This window comes from Paeniglutamicibacter cryotolerans, from assembly GCF_014190875.1.
Classification (GTDB): Bacteria; Actinomycetota; Actinomycetes; order Actinomycetales; family Micrococcaceae; genus Paeniglutamicibacter; species Paeniglutamicibacter cryotolerans.
The window spans coordinates 2028029-2050282 of record NZ_JACHVS010000001.1; the positions used below are offsets into that span (position 1 = coordinate 2028029).

The following is a 22254-nucleotide window of genomic DNA, read 5'->3' on the forward strand; positions in this document are numbered from 1 at the left end:
GATTCCTAGTTTTCCCAGAACGGGTAGTCCGTGTACCCGGTGGCGCCACCGGTGTAGAACGTGGCCTGGTCGGGCTCGTTCAGCGGCAGGCCTTCGCGCCAGCGGCGGGCGAGATCCGGATTGGCCAGGACGGGGCGGCCCACCACGACGGCATCGGCCCCGCTGTTCCCGGTCAGCGCGAGGGCATCGTCCAGTGTGGTGATGGCCGCAAAGCCCGTGTTCAACAGCACCGGGCCGCCAAACCCGGTGCGCAGCGACTGGACCAGGGGGGCCGAGGGATCCTGGTGCAGGATGCTGAGCCCGGCCAGCCCGATCGGTGCAATCCCCGCCAGAAGTGCCGAGTAGGTGGCCAGGGTTTCCTCCGGGTCGGTCTCCAGTGCCCCCTGGATGTTGTGTTCGGGTGAGATGCGCAGCCAGGTGCGATCGGCCCCGATCGCGTCGGCAACTGCAGCAACCACCTCGATCACCAGGCGGGCCCGGTTTTCAGCGCTGTTGCCGTACTCGTCGGTGCGCTGGTTGGCCGCGGGGGAGAGGAATTCGTGCAGGAGGTAGCCGTTGGCGCCGTGCAGTTCGACGCCGTCGAACCCGGCCTCTATGGCATTGCGGGATGCCTGGACAAACTCCCCGATGATTCCGGGAAGCTCGGCGGATTCCAGGGCCCGGGGTACCGGGTAGGGCAGCTTGCCCACGTAGGTGTGGGTGAGCCCCTCGACGGCAACGGCACTGGGAGCCACCACCTCGTGCCCGCCATTGATCTCCGGGTGGGTCACGCGGCCCGAATGCATGACCTGGGCGATGATGCGTCCACCGGCTGCATGCACGGCATCGGTGACCCGCTTCCAGCCGGCGATCTGTGCCTCGGTCACCAGCCCGGGCTGGCCGCAAAATGCCTGACCGGCGAAGCTCGGGTACACGCCCTCGGTGGTCAGCAGGCCCATGGAGGCACGCTGGCTGTAGTACTCGACGACGATGTCACCGGGGACGCCGTCCAGCCCGGAGCGTGAACGGGTCAGTGGCGCCATGACGAGCCGGTTGGGAAGCGTCAGGTTGCCGAAGATGACGGGGGAAAACAGATTCAAGGACTTCTCCTGGTGCAAGGTCTGGGAACCATCCGATCCCCTTCATGACAAGTGCGGGCCCTGCGTAAATATTCCATCGGCGCGCGGATCCCCTCGCATTCCACTGGAAGCCGGATGGCCTGGAGCGTGGCCGTGATGCCAGCCATCGAGATGCCCGGCATGTTCCCGGGGGTTCTGTGGTGGGCGCGTCCGTCGAACCAACTGCGCGCTGTTCGTCAAAGCCCGGGCACAGATAGACAAGCCCCGGCAGCCCCCGCCTCCCTACAGTGGAAGGAGCGGGGCGGAAGCCGCAGTGCGGCAACGCACCACGCGTCTCCCGCGCGCCCGACCGGGGCCGCCTCCTCCCGGAGGCGTCCCACCAGCAGCGCAGAGCCACCTGTCGTTCCACTGACGCACATCCATAGCAGCCAAGGAGAACACCACAGATGAACACCTCAGATATCGACGTCATCGTGATTGGAGCCGGCTCGGCCGGTTCGGTCATCGCCCGCCGCCTGATCGATGCCGGCAAGAAGGTCGCCGTGCTGGAGGCCGGCGGCTATGACACCAACCCGGCGATTCACTCCGTGGCGCGGCTCGGCGAGCTGTGGGGAAGCGCCGAGGACTGGGCGTTCAAGACCACCCCGCAAGCCGGCTGCGACGGCCGGACGTTGAACCTGCCCCGCGGCAAGGTCATGGGTGGATCCCATGCGCTGAACGCGACCATCTGGGTACGCGGCGCCAAGCAGGACTATGACACCTGGGCCTACCTTGGCTGCCCCGGCTGGAGCTGGGACGATGTCCTTCCGGTGTTCAAGGACATCGAAAACTACGACGGCGGGGCCTCCGAACTACGCGGGTCCGAGGGCCTGCTGGACGTGCGCCGGGACTTCGAACGCAACCCGATCCAGGAAGACATCTACGCTGCAGCAGTGGAGATCGGCATTCCCGAAAACCACGACTACAACTCCGGGGACGTCGAGGGCATATCCCGGATGCAGCTGAACGTGCGTGATGGCAAGCGCTTCAACACCTGGCACGCCTATCTCAAGCCCGTGGCCGAGCACGAGAACCTCACCCTGATCACCAACGCGCTGGTGCACCGGCTGATCCTCTCGGACGGAACCGTCACCGGCGTCGAATACGAGCTCGACGGTGAACTGCACACGCTCACCGCCACCGAGACCGTACTGGCCGCAGGGGCGATCGGCTCCCCGGCACTGCTGATGCGTTCGGGCATCGGGCACGCCGAGGAACTGGCCCGGGTCGGCGTCACCCCGGTGCATCACCTCCCGGGTGTCGGCAAGAACCTGCACGACCATCTGATCTCCCCGGTCATCTACACCACCACCAAGAAGGAGGTTCCGGCCAGCACCGTCTCCGTCGCCGAAACCCACCTGTTCCACAAGTCCCGCGCGGACCTGGCCGTACCCGACACCCAGCCGATCCACTTCTCCGTCCCGATGTACATGTCCGAGGGCATGAGCGGCCCGGACAACGGGTTCTCGCTGCTGGCCGGGATCGTGCGCCCGCTGGGCCGCGGTTCGATCGAGCTCACCGGCCCCGGGGCCCAGGACGAATTGGCGATCGACCTCGGGGCGTTGACCGAGGAAGCCGACCTCGACGCGCTGGTGGCTTCGCTGCGCCAGTGCCGTGAGCTGGGCAGGGCCGACGCGCTGGCGCACTGGGGACCGGAAGAAATATACCCGGGCCCGGGCATCGGGGACGGAGACGAGGAGCTGGAAGACTACGTCCGCTCCACCGTGGTGACATACCACCACCAGGTCGGCACCTGCAAGATGGGCCTCGACGAGATGGCCGTGGTCGATCCGCGCACGCTGCAGGTCCACGGGCTGGCAGGGGTGCGCGTCGCCGACGCCTCGATCATGCCGCTGGTCCCCACCGGCAATACCAACGCGCCTTCCATCCTCATTGGCGAGCGCGCCGCAGCATTCATGAGCGCCTAGGCAAGGAAAGGCACCCCGTGGACACCACCACCGACCTGCGCTCCATCACCTTGGCCGAAGCCGAGGTGCTCATCCGCGCCGCCCTGCCCGCCTACGGGATCGAGGCGGCGACTGCCGAACTGGAACTGCTCAAACACCGGGAGAACTTCGTCTACCGGCTGATCGTTCCCGGAGCCAGGGACGTGGTGGTGCGCCTGCACCGCCCCGGGTTGCGCAGCGATGCGCAGATCGGGGTGGAAATGGACTTCCTGGCCGCCGCCGCCCAACGCGGGATCAGTGTCCCTGAGGTCATCGCCGCGACGGACGGGCGGTTGTTCATCTGCGCCGTGGACCCCGTCGGGCGCGGCTGCCAGATAGACCTGCAGGAATGGATCGATGGTTCCGCGCAGATGGGTTCGATCGATGAGGGACTCGCCGGAACATCCGCGCTGGAACCGGAAGCCTTCCTCGAGCTCGGCGTGGCCCTGGCCAGGCTGCACGAGCTGGCCGTGGAGCTGGGTCCTGTGGCCGGCGCCTCGCGCGGGGCCTGGGACGCCGAGGGCCTGACCGGGGAGGCGCCGCTGTGGGGAGACCCGCTGCTGCTCCCGGGCCTCGACGCCGACGGTCGCATCCTGCTCGGCGAGGCACTGGCTAAGGCCGGGGCAGAGCTGTGCGCCTACGGCACCGGGGCGGACCGCTTCGGTGCCATCCATGCCGATGCCACGCCGGAAAACGTGCTGGTCTCGGACACCGGCCTGCGGGTGATCGACTTCGACGACTTTGGTCCGGGCTTCTTCCTCTTTGATCTGGTCACTGCACTCTTTTGGTACCAGCCGCACCCGCGCTACCCGGAGTACGAAGCTGCGCTGTTCAGCGGGTATCGTTCGGTGCGCCGGCTGGGCGTGGAGCACCTGGAGCTCTGGCCGGCACTGCGGCTAGCCCGCGGGGCCAGCTACCTGGGCTGGGCCGCTGCCCGCGACGGGCAGGACGATGCCGGCTTCATCACCGAAAACGTGCTGCCACTGGTGCTGCGCCTCGCAGCGAATTATCCGAAGGGACCCACCGTGGAATCATCATCAACGAAGGAGCTGCTGGCCCGTCGTTATGCGAGCATCGGCAAGCACTCCCCGCTCTTCTACTCCGAGCCGCTCTCGCTGGCATCGGCCCAGGGCGTCTGGATCACGGCCACCGATGGGACCCGCTACCTGGATGGCTACAACAACGTCCCGCACGTGGGCCATGCCAATCCCACCGTGGTGGAAGCCGCCAGAGCGCAGGGCCTCACGCTGAACCTGCATAGCCGCTACCTTAACGAACCCATGGTCGCCTACGCGGAGAAGCTGCTGGCCACCTTCGATGCACCGCTGGACAAGGTCTTCTTCACCAATTCCGGTTCCGAATCAAATGAGCTGGCACTGCGCATTGCGCGCCAGCACACCGGGGATCGCGGCGTGCTGATCAGCGATTTCAGCTATCACGGAAACACCACTTCGCTGGCTGAAATCACCACCGGGCTCACCGCCCGCGAGGAGTTCGCCGACTACGCCCGCACCATCCACATCCCCGACCTCGAGCATGCCGGCGGGCTGGACGAGGAAGCGCTCACTGCCGCCGCACTGGCCCAGGTCGACGAGGCCATCGCCTCGCTGGCCGATGCCGGCTACGGCCTCTCCTGTGTGCTTTTGGATCCGCTCTTCTCCACCGAGGGGCTGAACAAGGTGCCACGTGGCTACGTCACCGGGCTGGCCGACCGCGTCCACGCCGCCGGCGGACTGGTCATCAGCGACGAGGTCCAGTCCGGCTTCGGCCGCACCGGGCACTCCATGTGGGGCTTTGGCCTGTTTGGCATCAACCCGGATCTGGTCACCTTGGGCAAGCCCATGGGCAACGGCCACCCGATGGGCGCCGTGGTGACCACCAGCGCGTTGCTTGACGAATTCGGCGAGCACAACATGTTCTTCAATACCTTCGGTGGCAACCCGGTTTCCGCGGCTGTCGGCATGGCAGTGCTGCAGGTCATGGAGGAACAAGACCTGGTGGAGAACTCCCGCCTGCTCGGCCTGAGGGTGCGGGACGCACTGCGCCCGGTGGCAGCCGCCTCGATGATTGCCGGCCCGGTCAAGGGCACCGGGCTGTTCTTCGGCGTGGAAATCATCAACGCCGACGGCACCCCCTGGGCCGCCGGGGCCAAGGCCGTCATCGAGCATATGAAGGCCAACATGGTGCTGGTATCCCGGATCGGTCCGAACGACAACGTGCTGAAGATGCGTCCGCCCATGGTCATCAACGCCGGGCAGGTTGACCTGCTTGTGGCGGCCTTCGCCGCGGCGCTGGATGCCGTGGAGGCCACGGTGCCCGGCGGCTGATCGATACCCGACGCGGCAAGCAAACCTTTGAAGCGGGCCCCGGGGGAAGCAGGCGACGCCGAACGTGTGGCCAGCCGTTGGCGGACCCTCGTTGGCGCGGCTGGCTTCGCCAAGGGCCCGTGGCAGGCACTTGGGATGCATGCCCTTCCGGGCTAGGCCACTTTGGGGCGCATCCGTGTTGCCACGAAGTGGACCAGCAGGGAAGCGAAGACCGCCATGCACAAGATGGCGCCGATTTGGAATGACAAGCTGATTCCTGCGCCGCTGGAGTGCTGGTCCGGGCCCATGTGCGCGGCGAGTACAGCAGCCGAAACTGCCGTGCCGAAGGAACTGCCCACGGTGCGCAAGACCTGGTTGAAGCTCACCGAACTGCCCAGTTCTTCGGTGGCAACGGAGCGGGCGATCAAAGCCGGCATGGCCGCGTAGCTTGCTCCCATGCCCAGGCCGAAGAGCAGCATTCCGAGCAGGACTTCCCAGAGCCGGGTGTGGGCAAACCAGAGCATGGTTCCGGAAACCATGACGATGCCTGCGCCGATCGGCAGCAGCGTCGCCAGTCCGATCCGGTGTGCCAGTCGACGGACCAGCCGGTTCGCCGCAAAACTACCCACCGACAAGGGGAGCATGACGAATCCGGCCCAGAAGACCGGAAGGGCGATGCCGTACCCGGTAGAGGTCGGCGCCTGCGCGACCAGGCTGGCCATGGAGAATCCGATGTACAGGGCGGCGCCCAGGCCGATGGCGGTGGCGTTGGCCAGCAGCACCTCGGCATTCCGGAAGACCCGGAGGTTGACCAATGGATACTGCTTGCGCAGGGCCCCGCGAACCCAGAGAGCCAAAACCAGGGCGGCGAGGATGAAGGCGCCAATGGTCAAGGTGGATCCCCAGCCCCAATTGGGGCCTTCGCTCACGGCCAGCAGCAGGACGCCCAAGCCCAGCCCCAGCGAGCCGGCACCGACGTAGTCGAAAGGATCCGAGCTTCCCTGTTCATCGGGTCCGTCGGGCACGATGCGGGCGACCACGATGAGGGCGCTCACGACGAACAAGGCGGCAAACCAGAAGGCGAAGCGGAAGTCGAAGAGGCCGGCGAGGATTCCTGTGAGCGGGTATCCGACGCCGATGCCGGTGGATACGGTCACCGAGAGGCTGGAGATGGAGAACTGGACCTTATCGGCTGCGACATAGCGGCGGGCCAGGGAAATCGTTACCGGGACGATGCCGTAGGTCAGGCCCTGCAAGGCCCGGCCGATGAGGAAGATCGTAAAGTTTGGGGCCATGGCCGCGATGATCGACCCGATGAGGATGATCACCAAGGACCACATCAGCAGTCGTTTCTTGTGCCTGCCGTCGCTGAGCCGGCCCATGACGGGTGTCGCTATGGCCCCGACCAGGAGGTTCAGGGTGAGCATCCACTGTGCCGTACTGACCGAAACGTGCATTTCGGTGGCGATTGACGGCACGAGCAGCATGCCCAGGGAGCTGACGATGGCGGTGGAGAGCGCCGCGTAGACCAGCGCAGGGACCAAGCGTGATTGTGTTTTCTGTTCAGCCACGGGGTGACTCCGATCCCAGCTTGCGCAACAGTGGAACGATGGCTTCCAGATCCCGGCGTTCCTGCTCCGTGAGCCGGTCTTTGAGGGCCCGGTCCATCCAGCCATGTCCTGCGGCCAGTTCCTCGGCCAAGCCCTCCCTGCCCGCATCGGTCAATTCGATCCGGATCCTGCGGCGGTCCTCCGGGTCGGGGATCCGGGCCACGAAGCCCAGCCGTTCAAGTTCCCGCACTGCCAGCGAGATCCCCTGGGTGCTCACATGGAGGATGGCTGCCAGCTCGGTGGTAGTCGAGTTCCCGTGCCCCTCCAGATGACGCAGTACGCCTAGTTTGCCGGGGGAGAGGGTCCGCCTGGCGCTCAAGTGCGCGGACAACGGATAAAGCGTCTGCAGGAAGGAGTTCGTCAAGGATTCTTTGCTCACTCACTGAGTATAAAAGCCTGCAAGTAACTTTATCAACTTACTTGGCGGATTTTTATCGCCACCGACATGCCCGGCAGCGCCGGAGCCTGGGCCGCGCCAGCCTCAGGCCGGAAAGCCAAAAGGCCACGGGGCCGGGAAAACAACGACTACGTGTTTTCCCGGCCCCGTGGCTCCGGCCTCCATCTGCTTCTAGACAGTGTTCGACACGTGTCGCACGAAGCGCTGGATGCGTTCGTGGCCCTCGCTTCCGAAGATGAGCGCCGGCGGACCGGCCTCGACGACGTTGCCGTCTTCCATGAACACCACCCAGTCCGCCACATCGCGGGCCAGCTTCATTTCATGGGTCACGATCACCATCGTCATGCCGTCATTGGCCAGGTCGGCAATGACCTCCAAGACCTCTGCGACCAGCTCGGGATCCAGTGCGCTGGTAGGTTCGTCGAAGAGCATGACCGACGGTTTCATGGCCAGTGCCCGGGCAATGGCCACGCGCTGCTGCTGTCCGCCGGAGAGCTGGTGCGGATACTTCGACGCGTGCTGCGCCAAGCCGACCCGGCCCAGCAGGGTGCGTGCGTATTCCTGAGCCTCCTCCCGACCCATGAGCCCGGTCTGCTGAGGTGCCAGCGCAATGTTTTCCAGCACGCTCAGGTGCGGGAAGAGGTTGAAGCGCTGGAAAACCATGCCGATGTTTGACCGTTGTTCGGCCATGGAGGCATCACTGCGGGGTATCAGTCGGCCGTCGTTGCCCGGCCGGTACCCGACGGTCTCTCCGTTGACCAGCACTATTCCGCCATCGTGGGGTTCGAGGTGGTTCAGCGTCCGCACCAGCGTGGTTTTTCCGGATCCGGAGGGGCCGATGACGACCACGACCTCGCCGCGGTGCACATCCAGGTCCACTCCCTTGAGAACCTGGTTCTCGCCGAAGGTCTTGGTGACCCCGCGTGCTTCGACGATCTTCTCGCCGCTGTGCGGGTGCGCTTCGCGAATGCGCTCGACCCGGCCCGGAAGGTCGGAGGAGACGTTCTCCAGCGCCGTGTGGCGGCGGGTGACATCGAGGTGTCGTTCGAGCAGCCCGCGCAGCTGATCGAAGATCGTGACCAGCAGGACGTAGAACGCGGCCACGGCGGTCAGGGTCTCCAGCACCAGGAAGTTCTGCGTGTAGAGGCGCTGACCGACCAACAGGATTTCCGGCAGGGAAATCACGCTGGCCAGCGAGGTGAGCTTCAGGATCGAAACGAATTCATTGCCCAGCGAGGGCAGCGAAATCCGGAAGGCCTGGGGCAAGACGATCCGGCGCTGGAACTGGCCGTAGCGCAGGCCCAGGGCCTTGGCTGCCTCGCGCTGGTCCAGGCCGACGGAGAGCAGGCCGCCACGGTGGATCTCGGCCATGTAAGCGGCCTCGTGCAGGATCATCGCCACCAGCGCAGCATTGAAGGACGAACCCAGGATGACTTGGGACGGGGGAAAGACCTGCGGGATGTTGTAGGCAAACACCAGTAGGACCAACAGCGGCAGGCTCCGGAAGAGCCAGATGTAGAGCCCCGCGACGATGTTCAGGACCCGGGTGCGCGATTCACGCATGAGTGCCAGGATGATGCCAGCCACGTTGGCGATGGTCCAGGCAAGAACGGACAGCGCGACGACGATGCCGGCGCCTTGCCATAGCTCGGGATCCAGGAACAGTGAGAACGTGTAAGCCCAGTCGAACTGCATGGCGTTCGCCTACTTCCGTTCCATGGATGCCTTGAGTACTGCGGGATCCACGGGCTCGAGGTTGTACTTGGCCAGCAGTTCGTCGTAGCTGCCGTCTTCCTGCATGGACTTGATGGCGTCGGTGATGGCTCCATGCATGGGCGCATCGCCCTTCTTGACCCCGATGCCCACTGCAATGGGGTAGATCAGGGAGGTGCTGGTCAGCTTCAGGCGGCCCTTCGTCTTTTCCACCGCGACCTTTGCCACGGCGCCATCGGTCATCTGGGCATCGACCTGGTTCGAGAGCAGGGCCTGGGTCGCTTCCGGATCGGTCGGGAACTCCTTGACTGTGATCGCGCCCTTGCCCTCGGCCTTGCAGCGGTCTGATTCCTCCTTGGTCATGATCCCCACGATGACGGTGGCGGTGACCACGCCGACGGACTTGCCGCAGAGGTCTCCCGGGCTGACATACTCGGTTCCGTCGGCACGGCTGATGATGGAGTTGCCCGTCTGGAAGTAGGGCACGAAGTCGACTTCCTTGGCGCGGGGAGCCGAGACATAGAGGGTGGATGCGATCGCGTCATAGCGGTCGGCCTTGATCCCGGCAATGATCTGGGCGAAGCGGGTATCGACGTAGTTGGTGGCAACGCCCATCTTCGCGGCCACGGCGTCCATGAATTCGACATCGAATCCGGCCGGCTTCCCGTTCTCCAGGGTGTCATAGGGGGGATAGGTCAGGTCGGTGCCGATCGTCAGCTTGCCCGAGACCTTGGTGGGAATCGTGCTCTCGGAACCGGGTGCTGCATTGGTTGTCGGTGAAGCGGAACCGCAGGCACTGAGTGCGAGGGCGGCGATGGCCGTTCCTGCAACGAGACTGCGACGAAGGGTGGTGCGCATGGTGATCTCCTCGAACGAGCTGGATGGGGAAGGGTGGTGCGGGGACCTGCGGTGAAGCTGGCGGCTAACGCGGTTCGTTACACCACTGGTCAGCCAACGCCGAGTAGATGGCGATGATCTCGTCGTACTTGGCTTGTTCGACCCATTCATCGGCCCAGCTGTAGGGAGGGGTGCCAGGGCCGATGTTGACGGCTGGGATGCCGGCTTGAGCCAGGGGCACCATGTCGGTCCAGAACGGAATCCCGCGGAAGACCGGGGTCGAGCCGATGCTGCTCACTGCCGCTGCCACCGAGGTGGCGATCGGGCTTTCCGGGTCGATCTCGTAGGGCAGCCGCGGTCCGGAGAGCCAGTGTTCGCTGAACTCGACGGTTGCCTGGATCCGAGGATCCTGGCGGGCCAGGTCCTGGATCATGCGCTCTGCCTGGTCGCGCACGTCGTAGGGATCCTGGCTGGGCAGCAGTCGGATATCGCAGGTCATCTCACACCGGTCCGGGACCTGGTTGTGCTTGGTGCCGCCACGGATGGTACCGATGTTCAGGTTCGGGCCTCCAGGAAGTTCCGGGTGCGGTTCGTAGGGCATCTCTGCCTCGAAGCGCCGCATCCCGGCCAGGAGCGGTTCCATCGTTTCAATGGCGTTCAGTCCGAGCTCCTTGGCGGAGGTATGGGCCTGCTTGCCGTGTGTGGTGACCTTCAGGTAGGCGGCCCCCCGGTGGACGGTGCCGATGGTGTTGTCCGTGGGCTCCCCGCAGATCCCGGCATCCGCGGTGAATCCGGCTTCCAGCAGGGAGCGGGTTCCCACGCCTCCTTCAAAGTGGCAGGAGACTCCATGGAAGACCACGTCGCCTTTCGGACGCCTGCCCGAGGTGGCGATATCGCGCATCACCGCCAGGCCCGCGGTGGTGGCGGCCTTCATGTCGGCGATCCCGGCGCCGTAGATGCGTCCGCCTTCCACGGTGGCGGCGAAGGGCTCCTTGGTCCAGTCCGGCGAGACTTCGTAGGTGTCCAGATGGCCGTTGAAGAGAATCGATTTCCCGCCCCCGGTGCCCCGGATGCGGCCACCGACTGAATAACGGCCCGGCATTGACTCGACCAGCTCTACCTCGTCGACCCCCCATTGGCGCATCTGCTCGGCCATGAATTCGGCCAGTGGAGTTTCCCGGCCCCACGTGGAATCGATCGAGAGCACTTCGCTCAGCAGCTGAAGGTTGCGTGCGGAGGTGTATTCGGCGGTGGATTCGGTGGTGTGCATGGACATGGATGCTCCTCATGCTCGGGGTGGGGCGTGCGGCGCGTCCGCAGGCGTTGAGTAGACTATGCTCCACGCCGTAGGGTGTTGTATATCACACGTAATCTGCGAAAGGTATCGGAAAAATAGATGGCAGACATTACGCTCAAGCAAATCGAGTACTTGATGGCTGCGGCCGAAGCGGGGAGCGTCACGGGAGCCGCAGCCAAGCTCTTCCTGAGCCAATCAGCAGTTTCCACCGCACTGACCGATCTGGAGCAGGCCCTCGGGGCTCAGCTTTTCGTACGCCATCCGCGCGGCATGACACTGACCGCAGCGGGCCGTGAAGCGCTGGCCGAGGGGCGCCGCGTGCTGGCCGGGGTCGAGGAGATGCGGGAAACCGCTCGCGCAAACGTGGACTCATTGGCGGGGCGGCTGCGCATCGGGTGCTACTCGACGCTCGCGCCGGTGCTGCTGCCGCGGGTCATCGATGGATTCCTTCGCAAGAACCCGTTGGTCGACCTTTCCTTCATCGAGGGGTCGCAGTCGGCGCTCGCCGACGCCTTGCGCAGCGGGACCATCGACCTGGCCATCGTCTACGACTACGACGTCCATGAGATGCGCCATCCAGATGAATTCACGCTGCGGCGCGTCCATGCCTCCGAGCCCTACGTCTTGCTGCCCCCGGAGCATCGCCTGGCCGGTCGGCGCACGGTGAGCCTGCAAGAGTTGGAATCCGAGGAGATGATCCTGTTCGATCTGGCCCCGGGCGGAGAATACTTCCTCTCGCTCTTCCACCAGGCAGGGCTGGAGCCGAACGTCCGCTTCCGGACGAGCAGTTTCGAAATGGTCCGCGCCATGGTGGCCAGGGGGCTGGGTTATTCGATCCTGAGCCAACGCACGGATATTTCCATGAGCTATGAGGGCAAGGTCTTTACCGTCTGCGAACTGGCCGAGGAAATCAAGCCGCTGGGCATCTCCACCTCGCGGCTGACTCGGGCCAGGCCCACCCGGCGGATGCGCGCGTTCGCCGAAGAGCTGAGCCGGCAACTCAGCAGCTGGCGGACGGGAGGAAACCAAGAGTCCTGAGATGGCTTCTGTTTTGCCGATGGACATCCTCTGAAGAATCTGATTGTTCTATTGAGAGCTGTCTCACAAACTTGTTCATATCAGCGAATGCACCGGTGAACCCCGGATGAACAAGGAGGCAGAAGATGGCTACATCAACTGAAGCCAGCACGGTCGGCGGCCCGGTTGCCGCCGCCGGCGAAGCGACGGAGCAAGATATCCTGCGCACGTCATTCATCGAAGCTATGGGCCGCACCGCCACCGGTGTCACCGTGGTCGGCACGGACGGGCCCGCGGGCCGCCTCGCCCAGACCGTGAGTGCCATGTGCTCGGTCTCGGCGGACCCCGAAACCCTGCTGGTCTGCGTGCATCGCAAGAGTCCCCTGAACGAGGCCATCGCCCGTCACGGCGTCTTTTCCGTCTCGGTCCTGGGAGTCCAGCACGACCACGTGGCCGACACGTTCGCCGGCCGGCCCTGGCCGGGCAAGGAGCGCTGGGATTTCACCTGCGGCAAGTGGGTCAGCCTCCCCTCCGGATCACCGGCGATCGAAGACGCCTTGGCCTACTTTGACTGCAGCGTGCGCCAGGTCGTGGAATGCGGATCGCACTTCATCTACTTCGGCAACGTGCTCCATGCCGGTGGAGAAGCCGGCGAGCCGCTGACCTACCACGCCCGGACGTACGGGAAGCCGCTTCCTGTCCCGCCGTCACAGTTTGACGACTATCCGGGTTCCGGACCGGTCCGCTAAGCCCAGAAAAGACTAAATCAACGATTGTTAGGTGGTTATTGTGCTTCGTACTGGAGAAGAATACCGGGAGTCCATCCGAGATGGCCGCAAGGTCTACGTCAATGGCGAACAGGTCCGGGATGTCACGACGCATCCGATGTTCAAGCCGATCGTGGACCGCCGCGCCCACATCTACGACATGGCGCACCAGGAATCCACCCAGGCGGTGATGACGTACACGGACGAAGCGAGCGGGGAGCTGAACGCGATCGGCAACCGGCTGCCGCGCACCCAGGAGGATTGGTGGGACAAGCGCCGTGCCGTGGATGCCGTGCAGCGCGAGTCCGGCGGAGTGGTCACCCGGGTGGGCGATGAGACGATCGGCGAAATGTGGTCGCTCTTCGATGGCCAGGACGTGCTCAACGAGGTCGATCCGCGCTTTTCGGATAATATCCGACGGCATATCGAGCACTCCATCAGTGCTGATACGTTCCATATCTCGGCGAACACCGACCCCAAGGGAGACCGGTCCAAGGCTCCGCAGGATCAGGATCCGGACATGCTGCTGCATGTGGTCAAGGAGACCGACAACGGCATCGTGGTCCGCGGTGCCAAGTATGAAACCGCTGCCGCCTACGCCAACCAGGCGTTCACCAAGCCGACGATCGCCAACTGGGGCAACAGTGAACTTTCCGAGTACGCGGTGGGCTTCATTGCCGACCTGGGCAGCCCTGGACTGCAGTTCATTTCGCGCACCGGTTTCGCCGGACGTGCCTCGGCCGCCGACTATCCGCTGTCGAATTCCGTGGACGAGGTCGAATCGCTGGTCATTTTCGACAACGTTGAAATCCCTTGGGAGAACGTGCTCTTCTACCGCCACACCAAGGCCGCGAGCTTCATCCGCTCCACGCTTCACCGCTACTCCGCGTTCCCGTTCGTGCAGCGCACCCAGCATCTGGCGGACCTGATGATCGGTGCCGCGCTGTGGAACGTGAAGCAGACCGGCCTGGAAAAACAGCAGGCCGTCCAAGAGAAGCTCGCCCAGCTGGCTTGCTACCGTGAAAACATCAATGCCCACCTGACGGCATCCATCGCGCTGGCGGAGCCGAGCCCCGGTGGACTGTTGATGCCCAACCAGTCGCTGCTCTACACCGGACGCGTCACCGCGCTGTCCCAGCTCCCGGCGATGATGCACATCGCCCGCGAACTGTGTGGCGGTCAGATCTGCATTACCCCGGATGCCGGTGCGTTCAGCCACCCCGACACCAAGGAATGGATGGAAAAGTACTACAACGTCAACGAGAACTGGATCGCCGATGACCGGCGCAAGCTGCTGGCCTTCGCCCGCGACCTGCTCAACAGCGACTACGCCGGACACCGGCTCACTTTCCAGCTCTTCGCCCAGTCCCCGCCGTTCGCCCAGCTCGGTGCGATCTACCGAAACTTCGACTTCGATGGACCGCTGGACCTGGTCCGGAAGGCCGCCGACCTCTCGGAGAACGTCTTGGGTGGACAGGTGCTAGGTACCGGTAACCGTGCGGCACAGGATGGAAAGGTCGCGGTCAAATGATGACGCGCAACACCACTACCTTCAACCCAGAGGAGAAACAGTAGACATGACCTTTTCACTCGTTGCCAGGGACCCGAAGACCGGCGCCTTCGGCATGGTCGTCACCTCATCCAGCCCGGCTGTCGCTGCCCGCTGCATCCATTTGCGTTCGGAAGTGGGTGGCGTCGCCTCGCAGAACGTCACCGATCCCGGGCTCGGTGCCCGGATCCTGGATGAGCTGGCCCGTGGAGCCGACGCCGTGGAGGCCTTGGCCCGCGTCACCGGAGCCGCGGCAAACATCGATTTCCGCCAGCTTTCCGTGGTCGACGCGGCGGGCAACACCGCGTCGTTCTCGGGGGCCGGAACATTGGGCACGCACCGCACCGTGGAACAGGACGGGGCCGTGGCTGCGGGAAACCTGCTCAGTGACCCCAGGGTTCCACAGGCGATCATGGATGCCTACCAGAATTCCACCGCCGAGGCCTTTGAACGCCGGCTGCTCGATGGCCTGGCGGCTGGGCAGGCTGCCGGGGGTGAAGAGGGACCGGTGCATTCGGCCGGCCTGATGGTGAAGGACCGGCACAGCTGGGCCCCCACCGACCTGCGGGTGGACTGGGACGATGAAGACCCGATCGCAGCCCTGGCACTTTTGTGGGATCGGTGGGCTCCGGAAAAGGAGGCCTACCGCACCCGGGCGATCGAGCCGGCGACCGCTCCAACCTATGGCGTCCCCGGGGACCAGTAGGCTCGGAGTTCGGCTTCAAAAGGAAGGCGCTCTGGCGGCCGCTGGCCGCCAGAGCGCCTTCTTCGCGTAGGGGGACAGTTGGCAGGAACCGGCCGCAGATCGGCGGCTGTGCGGAGAGGAGCCACGGATGGCTGCGCTTGAGCGGCGCACCATCAGCGCGCCGGAAGTACTGGGGTGATTCAGCTGCCGGAATCGGCGTCCGGGTGCTCAATGCCTGCACCGGTGGCTACCGCTGCAAAGCGTAACAGGATGCCTCTGGCCTGTGCCGTGCTCAAGGCGCCACTGCCGGCAATGATCTGCAGCCCCAAGCCGTCTTCCATGGCAATGAAGGCCCGGGCCAGGGCCAGGGGCTCGGCGGCCAGGACGAAATCTCCGGTATCGCGGCCCTTTTCCAATACCCGTTGATACAGCGATACCTCGTCCCGGTACAGGTCGGACATCAACTGCTCGTGCTGCTCACTGCGTGCCGCGCTGAGGCTGAGTTCGAACAGCACCCGGGTGAGCACGTCCTCGCGCCCGCTGGGCAGGCCGCTTTCGATCAGGCCCGTCAGTGCCTTGGTCGGGTTAAGGTGCTTGTCGATGGCGTTCAGGCGATTCCAGTAGTACCGTTCCGAGGCCTTGCGGTGGGTGGCCGAGACCAGATCCTCGAGTTGCGGATAGTAGTAGCTCACCAGCCGTTCGGAGACCTCGGCCTCGGCGGCAATGTCCTTGATGCGCAGCTGTGGCAGGCCGTTGCGCGCAATGGTCTGCACCGTGGCATCGACGATTCCGTCCATGCGCTTGTCCCGGTTCCGTGACAAGTTCCCGTCCTTTCCTGCCCTACTGCGTAAGCTCTCGCTTATTCCGAAGGGAAGCCGCTAATAATCAGAGGCATGGGGATCTCGCCTAAGTGACTAGGCTCACATAAAGTTGCGGTTAAGCGCAAACTTTAGCAACGCCCGAGGAGACATTCCATGCCCAGCAATACGCTAGCCGATTGGCAGAAGCTCGCCGAAAAAACCACCCTTCCCACACGTGCTCATATCGATGGCCAAGCCGTGGACGCGCTCTCGGGGGAGACGTTCACCTCCATCAACCCGGCCAATGGCAAGTCTCTGGCCGAGGTGGCTTCCTGCGACGAGGCCGATGTCGACCGTGCCACGCAAGCGGCCCGGGCCGCCTTCGCGGACGGACGCTGGTCCAGGGCACCACAGGCAGAACGGAAGCGGGTCATGGGCCGCATGGCCGAGGCGATGCGGGAGAACGCCGAGGAACTCGCGCTGCTCGACAGCCTGGACATGGGCAAGCGAGTCGTCGACGCGCTGAGCATGGATGTGCCGTTCTCGGCCTCGCTCTTCGACTTCTATGGCGAGGCCATCGACAAGCTCAACGGCGAGGTGGTCACCACTGACCCCGGTGTGCATGCGACCATCACCAAGGAGCCCTTGGGCGTCGTCGGTGCCGTGGTGCCCTGGAACTATCCGGTGGACATGGCCGCATGGAAATTGGCCCCGGCGTTGGCGGCCGGATGCAGCGTGGTGCTGAAGCCAGCCGAACAGTCCCCGCTCTCGGCACTTCGCCTGGCCGAACTCTTCTCCGCCGCCGGGCTGCCCGACGGGGTGCTTAATGTACTCCCCGGGATGGGCGCCACCGCCGGCCGGTCCATTGGCCTGCACCAGGACATCGACACCGTCGTCTTTACCGGTTCCACGCAGGTCGGCAAGATGTTCCAACGGTATGCCGGCGAATCGAACATGAAACAGGTGTGGCCAGAATGCGGTGGCAAGAGCCCCAACCTCATCTTCAATGACACCGCCGACCTGCAAAAGGCCGCTGAATCAGCGGCCTTCGACGTCTTCTTCAACCAGGGGGCCGTATGCTCCTCGCACTCCAGGGTCCTGGTCCAGCGCGGCGTGCACGCCGAATTCGTAGGCCTGCTGCGGTCGATCGCCGCCGGGTATGCCCCGGGCAACCCGCTTGATCCGGCAGCCGGCATGGGCGCGCTGGTCACCAAGGAACACACCGACATGGTGCAGGGCTTCATCGAACGTGCCCGCCCGGACGCCGAGCTGATCCACGGCGGGGGACGCCTGTTCCTGGAGGGCAGCGACTGCTACATCGAACCAACGATTTTCGACCAGGTGCATCCGGACTCCGAGTTGGCCCGCGACGAAGTCTTCGGACCCGTCATGGCCATCATCCCCTTCGACACTGAAGAAGAGGCCCTGCGCATCGCCAACGACACTCCCTTCGGGCTCGCCGCCTCGCTATGGACCTCCGACATCTCCCGCGTGCACCGGCTCTCCCGGAGCCTGGTCGCCGGTACCGTCACGGTCAATGCGACAGATGCCTTCGGAGCCCAAACGCCCTTCGGTGGTTTCAAGGGATCGGGATACGGCAGGGACCTGTCCCTGCACGCCCTGGACAAATACCAGGGCTTGAAAACCACCTGGATCTCCTACTAGGAATCACTCCATCACTTCCACCGGATCATCCATCTTGAAGGGAACCATCATGAATGCCCATCACTCCCAGTGCTCCAAGAACGGGGGGAACCGCCATGGCCAGTCTGCTTGAGCAAAACTCCATCGGACCGATTCCCCAAGATGAACGCCACGGGCGTCCTCGGGACCTGTTCTTCGTGTGGTTCGGCGCAAACATGTTCCTCATTACGGTGGTGACCGGCGGTCTGGGAACCACGGTGTTCGGACTGAACTTCTGGAGTACGGTCACAGCCATCGTTGCCGGACTTCTGATCGGCGGCCTCTTCATGGCCTTGCACGCGGCCCAGGGCCCCGTGCTGGGGGTCCCGCAAATGATCCAGTCACGTGGCCAATTCGGTTCACGCGGGGCGACGGTGATTGTCATCGTGGTGATCGTGATGTACATGGGCTGGTTCGCCTCGAATGCCGTGGTCGGCGGGCAGGCTCTGCACAGCCTCATTCCCGGCATTTCGGTCGGGCTCGGCGTGGTGCTCCTGACGGCCACCAATATCGTGGTCGCCGTCATCGGCTACCGGATGGTGCACCTGGTCATGCGTGCCGGAACGATCATCCTTGGCGGGGGTTTCCTGATCTCGCTGGTGCTTACCCTGACCAGCGGACAAGTGAGCGCGCCGGTATTGGCCCAGGGGGACTTCAGCTGGGCAGGATTCTTCTCGGTGCTCTCGATTTCGGCCCTGTGGGCCGTGGCCTACGCGCCGTACGTCTCGGATTATTCACGCTACCTGCCGGCAAAGACCGGACCCAAGCCCGCCTTCTGGGCGACCTATGCCGGGATCGGCATCGGATCTGCCTTGCCGATGGTGCTCGGCGCGCTGATCGGTTCGTTGATCCAGGGTGATGACGTGGTGGCTGGCCTGCTTGCGGTGATTGGACCCTTCGGAATCTTCCTGCTGTGGGCGGCCGTCATGTTCTCCGGACTCAGCAACGCCATGAACCTCTACGGCGCCACCCTCTGCAGCATCACCCTGGTCCAGACCTTCGCCGAACGCTTCATTCCGCGGGCCCGCGGCCGGGCTGTCATTGCCATTCTGCTCGGGATCCTGGCCATGATTCTGGGTGTTGGCGGTTCGGATAACTTCCTCGTGCTGCTTGTGGACCTGATCGGGCTGATGTTCTTCGTGATCACGCCCTGGACGGCGATCAACCTCATGGACTACTACGTGGTCCGGCGCGGTCACTACGAGGTCGACGAATTCTTCAAGCGTGACGGCGGCATCTATGGACGCTGGAACAAGGCGGCGATGACCTGCTATGCGGTCGGCCTGCTGGTCCAGATCCCCTTCCTTGCATCGACCGTCTATACCGGTCCCTTCACCGAGGCGATGTCCGGGGTCGATATCTCCTGGCTCGTCGGCCTGGCTGTGACCTGCCCGCTCTACTACCTGCTGGTTCGGAGCAGTTCCACCCCAAAATCATCGATCGCCTCCGCCGACCGCAAGGGAGCAGCGCTGTGACACCGTCCCGGCTAGCCACGTCCAGAACCAGCCCTGCCGGAAGTGAACTTGAGGGTGCTGGCCCCGGCGCCACAGTGACCGAGCGGATCGTGCGGCGGATTGCGGCCAACGAGGCCGAGTTGGTGGAATTGGCCTCGGCGCTGGTGGGCTTTGACACCACCACCCGCTCCGAAGACCACGAACCGGCCCGGGAAGAGGCCGCCCTGCAGCGGTTCCTGGCCGACCGGCTGGCGTCCATGGGTGCGGAAATCGATTTGTGGGAACCGGAGCCCGCCTCGCTTCCGGAGGCCCCCCAGATTCCGCAGGGCGCGACTTTTGCCGGACGACCTCAGCTGATCGCCCGTTTCCCCGGCCGTGGCTACGGTAAATCGGTGGTGCTCAATGGGCACATTGACGTGGTTTCGGCCGAACCCCGTGGGCTGTGGGGGTCGGATCCTTTCACCGCCGTGGTGGAAGGCCGCCGGCTCATCGGACGCGGAACCTGCGACATGAAGGGCGGCATCGCGGCCATGGTCATGGCGATGGCCGCGCTGCAGGCCGAAGGCATCGAGCTTGCCGGCGACGTGCTGATCAATACCGTCACCGATGAGGAAATCAACGGAGCCGGGACGGTCGCCTCGCTGGCCCGCGGGCTTCAGGCCGATTACGGAATCGTGCCCGAGCCCAGCGACCTTCGGCTGTGCACGTCCAACCGTGGAATCGTCGCGGGACGGATCACCTTCACCGGGCGGCCGGGCCATGCCGACATACCTCAACCGCATTGGCGCGACGGAGGCGCCGTTAACGCGATAGAAATGGCCGTCCCTGCCATTGCCGCACTGCAGGACCTGCGGGGCCGGTGGATCGAGCAGCATGATCCGGGTTCGCCCCTTCCTGCCGGGAACATCGTTCCGACCACTATCAAGGGCGGTGAATGGGTGGTCAGCTATCCATCGGACTGCTCCTTCGAAGTCGATGTCACCTACCATCCGGATCAGGCCGACAGCCAGGGCGCAGGTAGCGGCATCCGCCAACAGATTGAGCAGGCAGTGCTCGGCAGCGCGCCGGATCCGGGCTGGGAAGCCCAACACCCGACGGACTTCACGTGGTACACCGACCTGCCACCGGTGGCGCTGCCGGAGAACCATCCGCTGGTCGAGGCGCTGGTGCAGGTGGCCGGTGAACTGGACCTGGACCCGGGCACCGTCGCCCATCCGTCCTGGACCGATGCGGCCTCGCTCACGCATGCCGGCATCCCGTCGATGGTCATCGGTCCGACGGCCACGCGTCCGGATGGATCGGCAACCCTTCACACCATCGACGAGTACGTGGACATCGATGACCTGCTGGCCACCGCCCAGATCCTGGCTCTGGCAATTGTCAGACTGACCGGAAGCTGACCCGCACTCCCGCGTCCACCGGGCGCGGGACCCCTCGTCCGGTATGTGGCCGGGCTTTCATTGGACTCACGTGTCTTCGGCATGCCCGAAAACACGACTTGCTCGGAAGGAGCAGGCAATGGCAACAACGAACACGCAGTATATGGAAGAACAACAGGGAAAACTGGTCCGGACGCTGGGCCGGATGGATATTGTCCTGCTGACCATCGCCGCCGTGATCTCCATCGAGATCCTGGGCCAGCTCTCCTCCTATGGAGGTGAAACGTTCACTTGGCTCGTGGTGCTCGTGATCACCTTCCTCATTCCCTATGCGCTGCTCTTCTCGGAGACCGGAAGCACATTCGTCGAAGAAGGGGGCTGTTATACCTGGGTCAAGCGGGCCTTCGGCCGCCCGGTGGCAGCGGTTTCCACCGTGTTCTACTGGGTGACCACACCGGTGTGGATCGGTGGATCGATGGCCTTGCTGGCAGGGGAGACCTTCAGCGTTTATTTGATCCCGCTGAACACCAGCGGTGCCAGCGGTTACCTGTTCTACCTCGCCTTCATCTGGGTGACAGTGCTTGCCGCGATAGCCAGCCTGCGCTGGGCCAAATGGCTGCCGAACTCCGGTGCGATCGTGAAGGTGGCCCTGTTGGCACTGTTCGTAGTGACCACTGTGCTCTACGGGCTCCAGCATGGGTTTGATGGAATATCGTTTGGGGACCTCAGCCCCACCTTGACCGGACTCTTCGGTGTGGCGCCGCTGCTGCTTTTCGGTTTTCTCGGCTTCGAGGCGGCTAACGGTGCCGCGGGCGAAATGAAGAATCCGCAGCGCGATGTCCCCAAGGGGCTTGCCCGCTCGACCGTCATTGCCGCTGCCTGTTACTTGCTGCCGATCCTGGGAATCCTGCTGGTGATTCCCAAGGACCGCATCAACGGTGTCTCCGGGCTGATGGAAGCCGTGGGAGAGGTGTTCGTGGTCTACGGGCCCGCTGCCCCGGTCATGTCCACCGCTGCCGCACTGATGTTCGTCTATGTGTTGGTGACACAGGGCGGTGCCTGGATGATCGTTAGCGACCGGGTGCAGGGCATAGCCGCAGCCGACGGCGCCTTCTTTGGCGGGTTCTTTGGAAAATTCCACCGCACACTGGGCACCCCGATCCGCATCAACCTGCTCTCGGGCATCCTGGCCAGCGGCTTCCTCGTTGCTTCGCTGACATTGATCGAAGGTTCTTCGGCCGCTGTTTTCGGGGTCGTGCTGACCATTTCCATCAGTACCTATCTGATCTCCTATCTGGCGATCATTCCCGCTGCGGTGGTGCTGCGTTTCAAGGACAAGCGAACGGTCCGCCCGTTCCGGGTGCCCTTGGGTAATGGCGCCTTCGCCGCGATGGGTGCGTTGTGCCTGCTCTGGGTGGCGTTGGGATCATTTGTCGCAGTCTTTCCCGGAGTGTTGGAGGCGGTGTTCGGCATCGACTATCCGTTTGTTGAGATCTGGGGTGTGGGACGCGGTTCATACGCGGTCTTCACCTTGGGCACACTCGGATTCCTGACCGTCCTGGCGCTCAGCGGTTATGCGGCAGGGAGAAAGCTTCGGGCAGTGCAGAGCGAGCACCCTGAGGGGCTGGCCCCGGATGCGCCGGCGCCAGGGGAGCCGGAGCAGCTCAGAACCCGCTGAAGGAGCAGCGAGGGAGCGGTCCGCAGCCGGCAAGGTACC

The 22254-nt window shown here is 64.3% G+C and carries 17 protein-coding genes; 10 read left to right on the plus strand and 7 right to left on the minus strand.

Annotated features, from left to right (window positions below):
- Positions 1–5 precede the first annotated feature (5 nt).
- Positions 6–1079, minus strand: coding sequence for an alkene reductase (locus tag E9229_RS09400; protein WP_183510940.1), 1074 nt, complete (start codon positions 1077–1079; stop codon positions 6–8).
- Between the two features lie 425 nt (positions 1080–1504).
- On the opposite strand from E9229_RS09400, the gene E9229_RS09405 reads away from it, so the two are divergent.
- Complete coding sequence (locus tag E9229_RS09405) at positions 1505–3025, plus strand: GMC family oxidoreductase (protein ID WP_183510941.1); 1521 nt, start codon at positions 1505–1507, stop codon at positions 3023–3025.
- 17 nt (positions 3026–3042) lie between these two features.
- Positions 3043–5370, plus strand: a complete 2328-nt coding sequence (locus E9229_RS19390; RefSeq protein WP_183510942.1) for an aminotransferase class III-fold pyridoxal phosphate-dependent enzyme — start codon at positions 3043–3045, stop codon at positions 5368–5370.
- A 152-nt stretch (positions 5371–5522) separates the two neighbouring features.
- Here the strand turns inward: E9229_RS19390 and E9229_RS09415 are convergent, their stop codons facing one another.
- The 5 genes from E9229_RS09415 to E9229_RS09435 all read right to left on the minus strand — a co-directional run bounded on the left by E9229_RS09415 (position 5523) and on the right by E9229_RS09435 (position 11182).
- Positions 5523–6920, minus strand: coding sequence for an MFS transporter (locus E9229_RS09415; protein ID WP_312855654.1), 1398 nt, complete (start codon positions 6918–6920; stop codon positions 5523–5525).
- Positions 6913–7323, minus strand: coding sequence for a MarR family winged helix-turn-helix transcriptional regulator (locus tag E9229_RS09420; protein WP_221184422.1), 411 nt, complete (start codon positions 7321–7323; stop codon positions 6913–6915). The genes E9229_RS09415 and E9229_RS09420 overlap by 8 nt, the downstream gene beginning before the upstream one ends.
- Positions 7324–7527: 204 nt before the next feature.
- On the minus strand, positions 7528–9051 hold the full coding sequence (locus E9229_RS19835; RefSeq protein ID WP_183510946.1) for an amino acid ABC transporter permease/ATP-binding protein: 1524 nt from the start codon (positions 9049–9051) through the stop codon (positions 7528–7530).
- Positions 9052–9060: 9 nt separating this feature from the next.
- Entirely contained in the window at positions 9061–9927 is an 867-nt protein-coding gene (locus E9229_RS09430) for an ABC transporter substrate-binding protein (protein WP_183510947.1), read from the minus strand.
- Between the two features lie 64 nt (positions 9928–9991).
- Complete coding sequence (locus tag E9229_RS09435; RefSeq protein WP_183510948.1) at positions 9992–11182, minus strand: M20 family metallopeptidase; 1191 nt, start codon at positions 11180–11182, stop codon at positions 9992–9994.
- Between the two features lie 120 nt (positions 11183–11302).
- On the opposite strand from E9229_RS09435, the gene E9229_RS09440 reads away from it, so the two are divergent.
- From E9229_RS09440 to E9229_RS09455, 4 genes are all read left to right on the plus strand, one after another.
- Positions 11303–12241 carry a LysR family transcriptional regulator gene (locus E9229_RS09440; RefSeq protein WP_183510949.1) on the plus strand — a complete coding sequence of 313 codons (939 nt, stop codon included), beginning with the start codon at positions 11303–11305 and terminating at the stop codon, positions 12239–12241.
- 125 nt (positions 12242–12366) lie between these two features.
- The gene (locus E9229_RS09445; protein WP_183510950.1) at positions 12367–12969 is read left to right on the plus strand and encodes a flavin reductase family protein; all 603 of its coding nucleotides are present in this window, start codon (positions 12367–12369) and stop codon (positions 12967–12969) included.
- Positions 12970–13009: 40 nt separating this feature from the next.
- Positions 13010–14518, plus strand: coding sequence for a 4-hydroxyphenylacetate 3-hydroxylase family protein (locus E9229_RS19680; RefSeq protein ID WP_183510951.1), 1509 nt, complete (start codon positions 13010–13012; stop codon positions 14516–14518).
- A gap of 46 nt (positions 14519–14564) precedes the next feature.
- A complete protein-coding gene (locus E9229_RS09455) occupies positions 14565–15242 on the plus strand; it encodes a DUF1028 domain-containing protein (RefSeq protein ID WP_183510952.1) in 678 nt (225 codons plus the stop codon).
- Positions 15243–15421: 179 nt separating this feature from the next.
- Here E9229_RS09455 and E9229_RS09460 read toward each other — a convergent pair whose 3' ends face one another.
- Positions 15422–16042 (minus strand): TetR/AcrR family transcriptional regulator, encoded by a 621-nt coding sequence (locus E9229_RS09460; RefSeq protein WP_183510954.1) that lies wholly within the window; start codon positions 16040–16042, stop codon positions 15422–15424.
- A 153-nt stretch (positions 16043–16195) separates the two neighbouring features.
- Between E9229_RS09460 and E9229_RS09465 the strand changes: the two genes are divergently transcribed.
- The 4 genes from E9229_RS09465 (at position 16196) to E9229_RS09480 (ending at position 22215) form a co-directional block, all read left to right on the plus strand.
- Entirely contained in the window at positions 16196–17686 is a 1491-nt protein-coding gene (locus E9229_RS09465) for an aldehyde dehydrogenase (protein ID WP_183510955.1), read from the plus strand.
- A 95-nt stretch (positions 17687–17781) separates the two neighbouring features.
- Positions 17782–19179, plus strand: a complete 1398-nt coding sequence (locus E9229_RS09470) for a purine-cytosine permease family protein (protein ID WP_183510956.1) — start codon at positions 17782–17784, stop codon at positions 19177–19179.
- A gap of 74 nt (positions 19180–19253) precedes the next feature.
- Positions 19254–20558 carry a M20 family metallopeptidase gene (locus E9229_RS09475; protein WP_183510957.1) on the plus strand — a complete coding sequence of 435 codons (1305 nt, stop codon included), beginning with the start codon at positions 19254–19256 and terminating at the stop codon, positions 20556–20558.
- Positions 20559–20676: 118 nt separating this feature from the next.
- Positions 20677–22215: an APC family permease gene (locus E9229_RS09480; protein WP_183510958.1), complete on the plus strand. Its 1539-nt coding sequence runs from the start codon at positions 20677–20679 to the stop codon at positions 22213–22215.
- Positions 22216–22254: the final 39 nt, after the last annotated feature.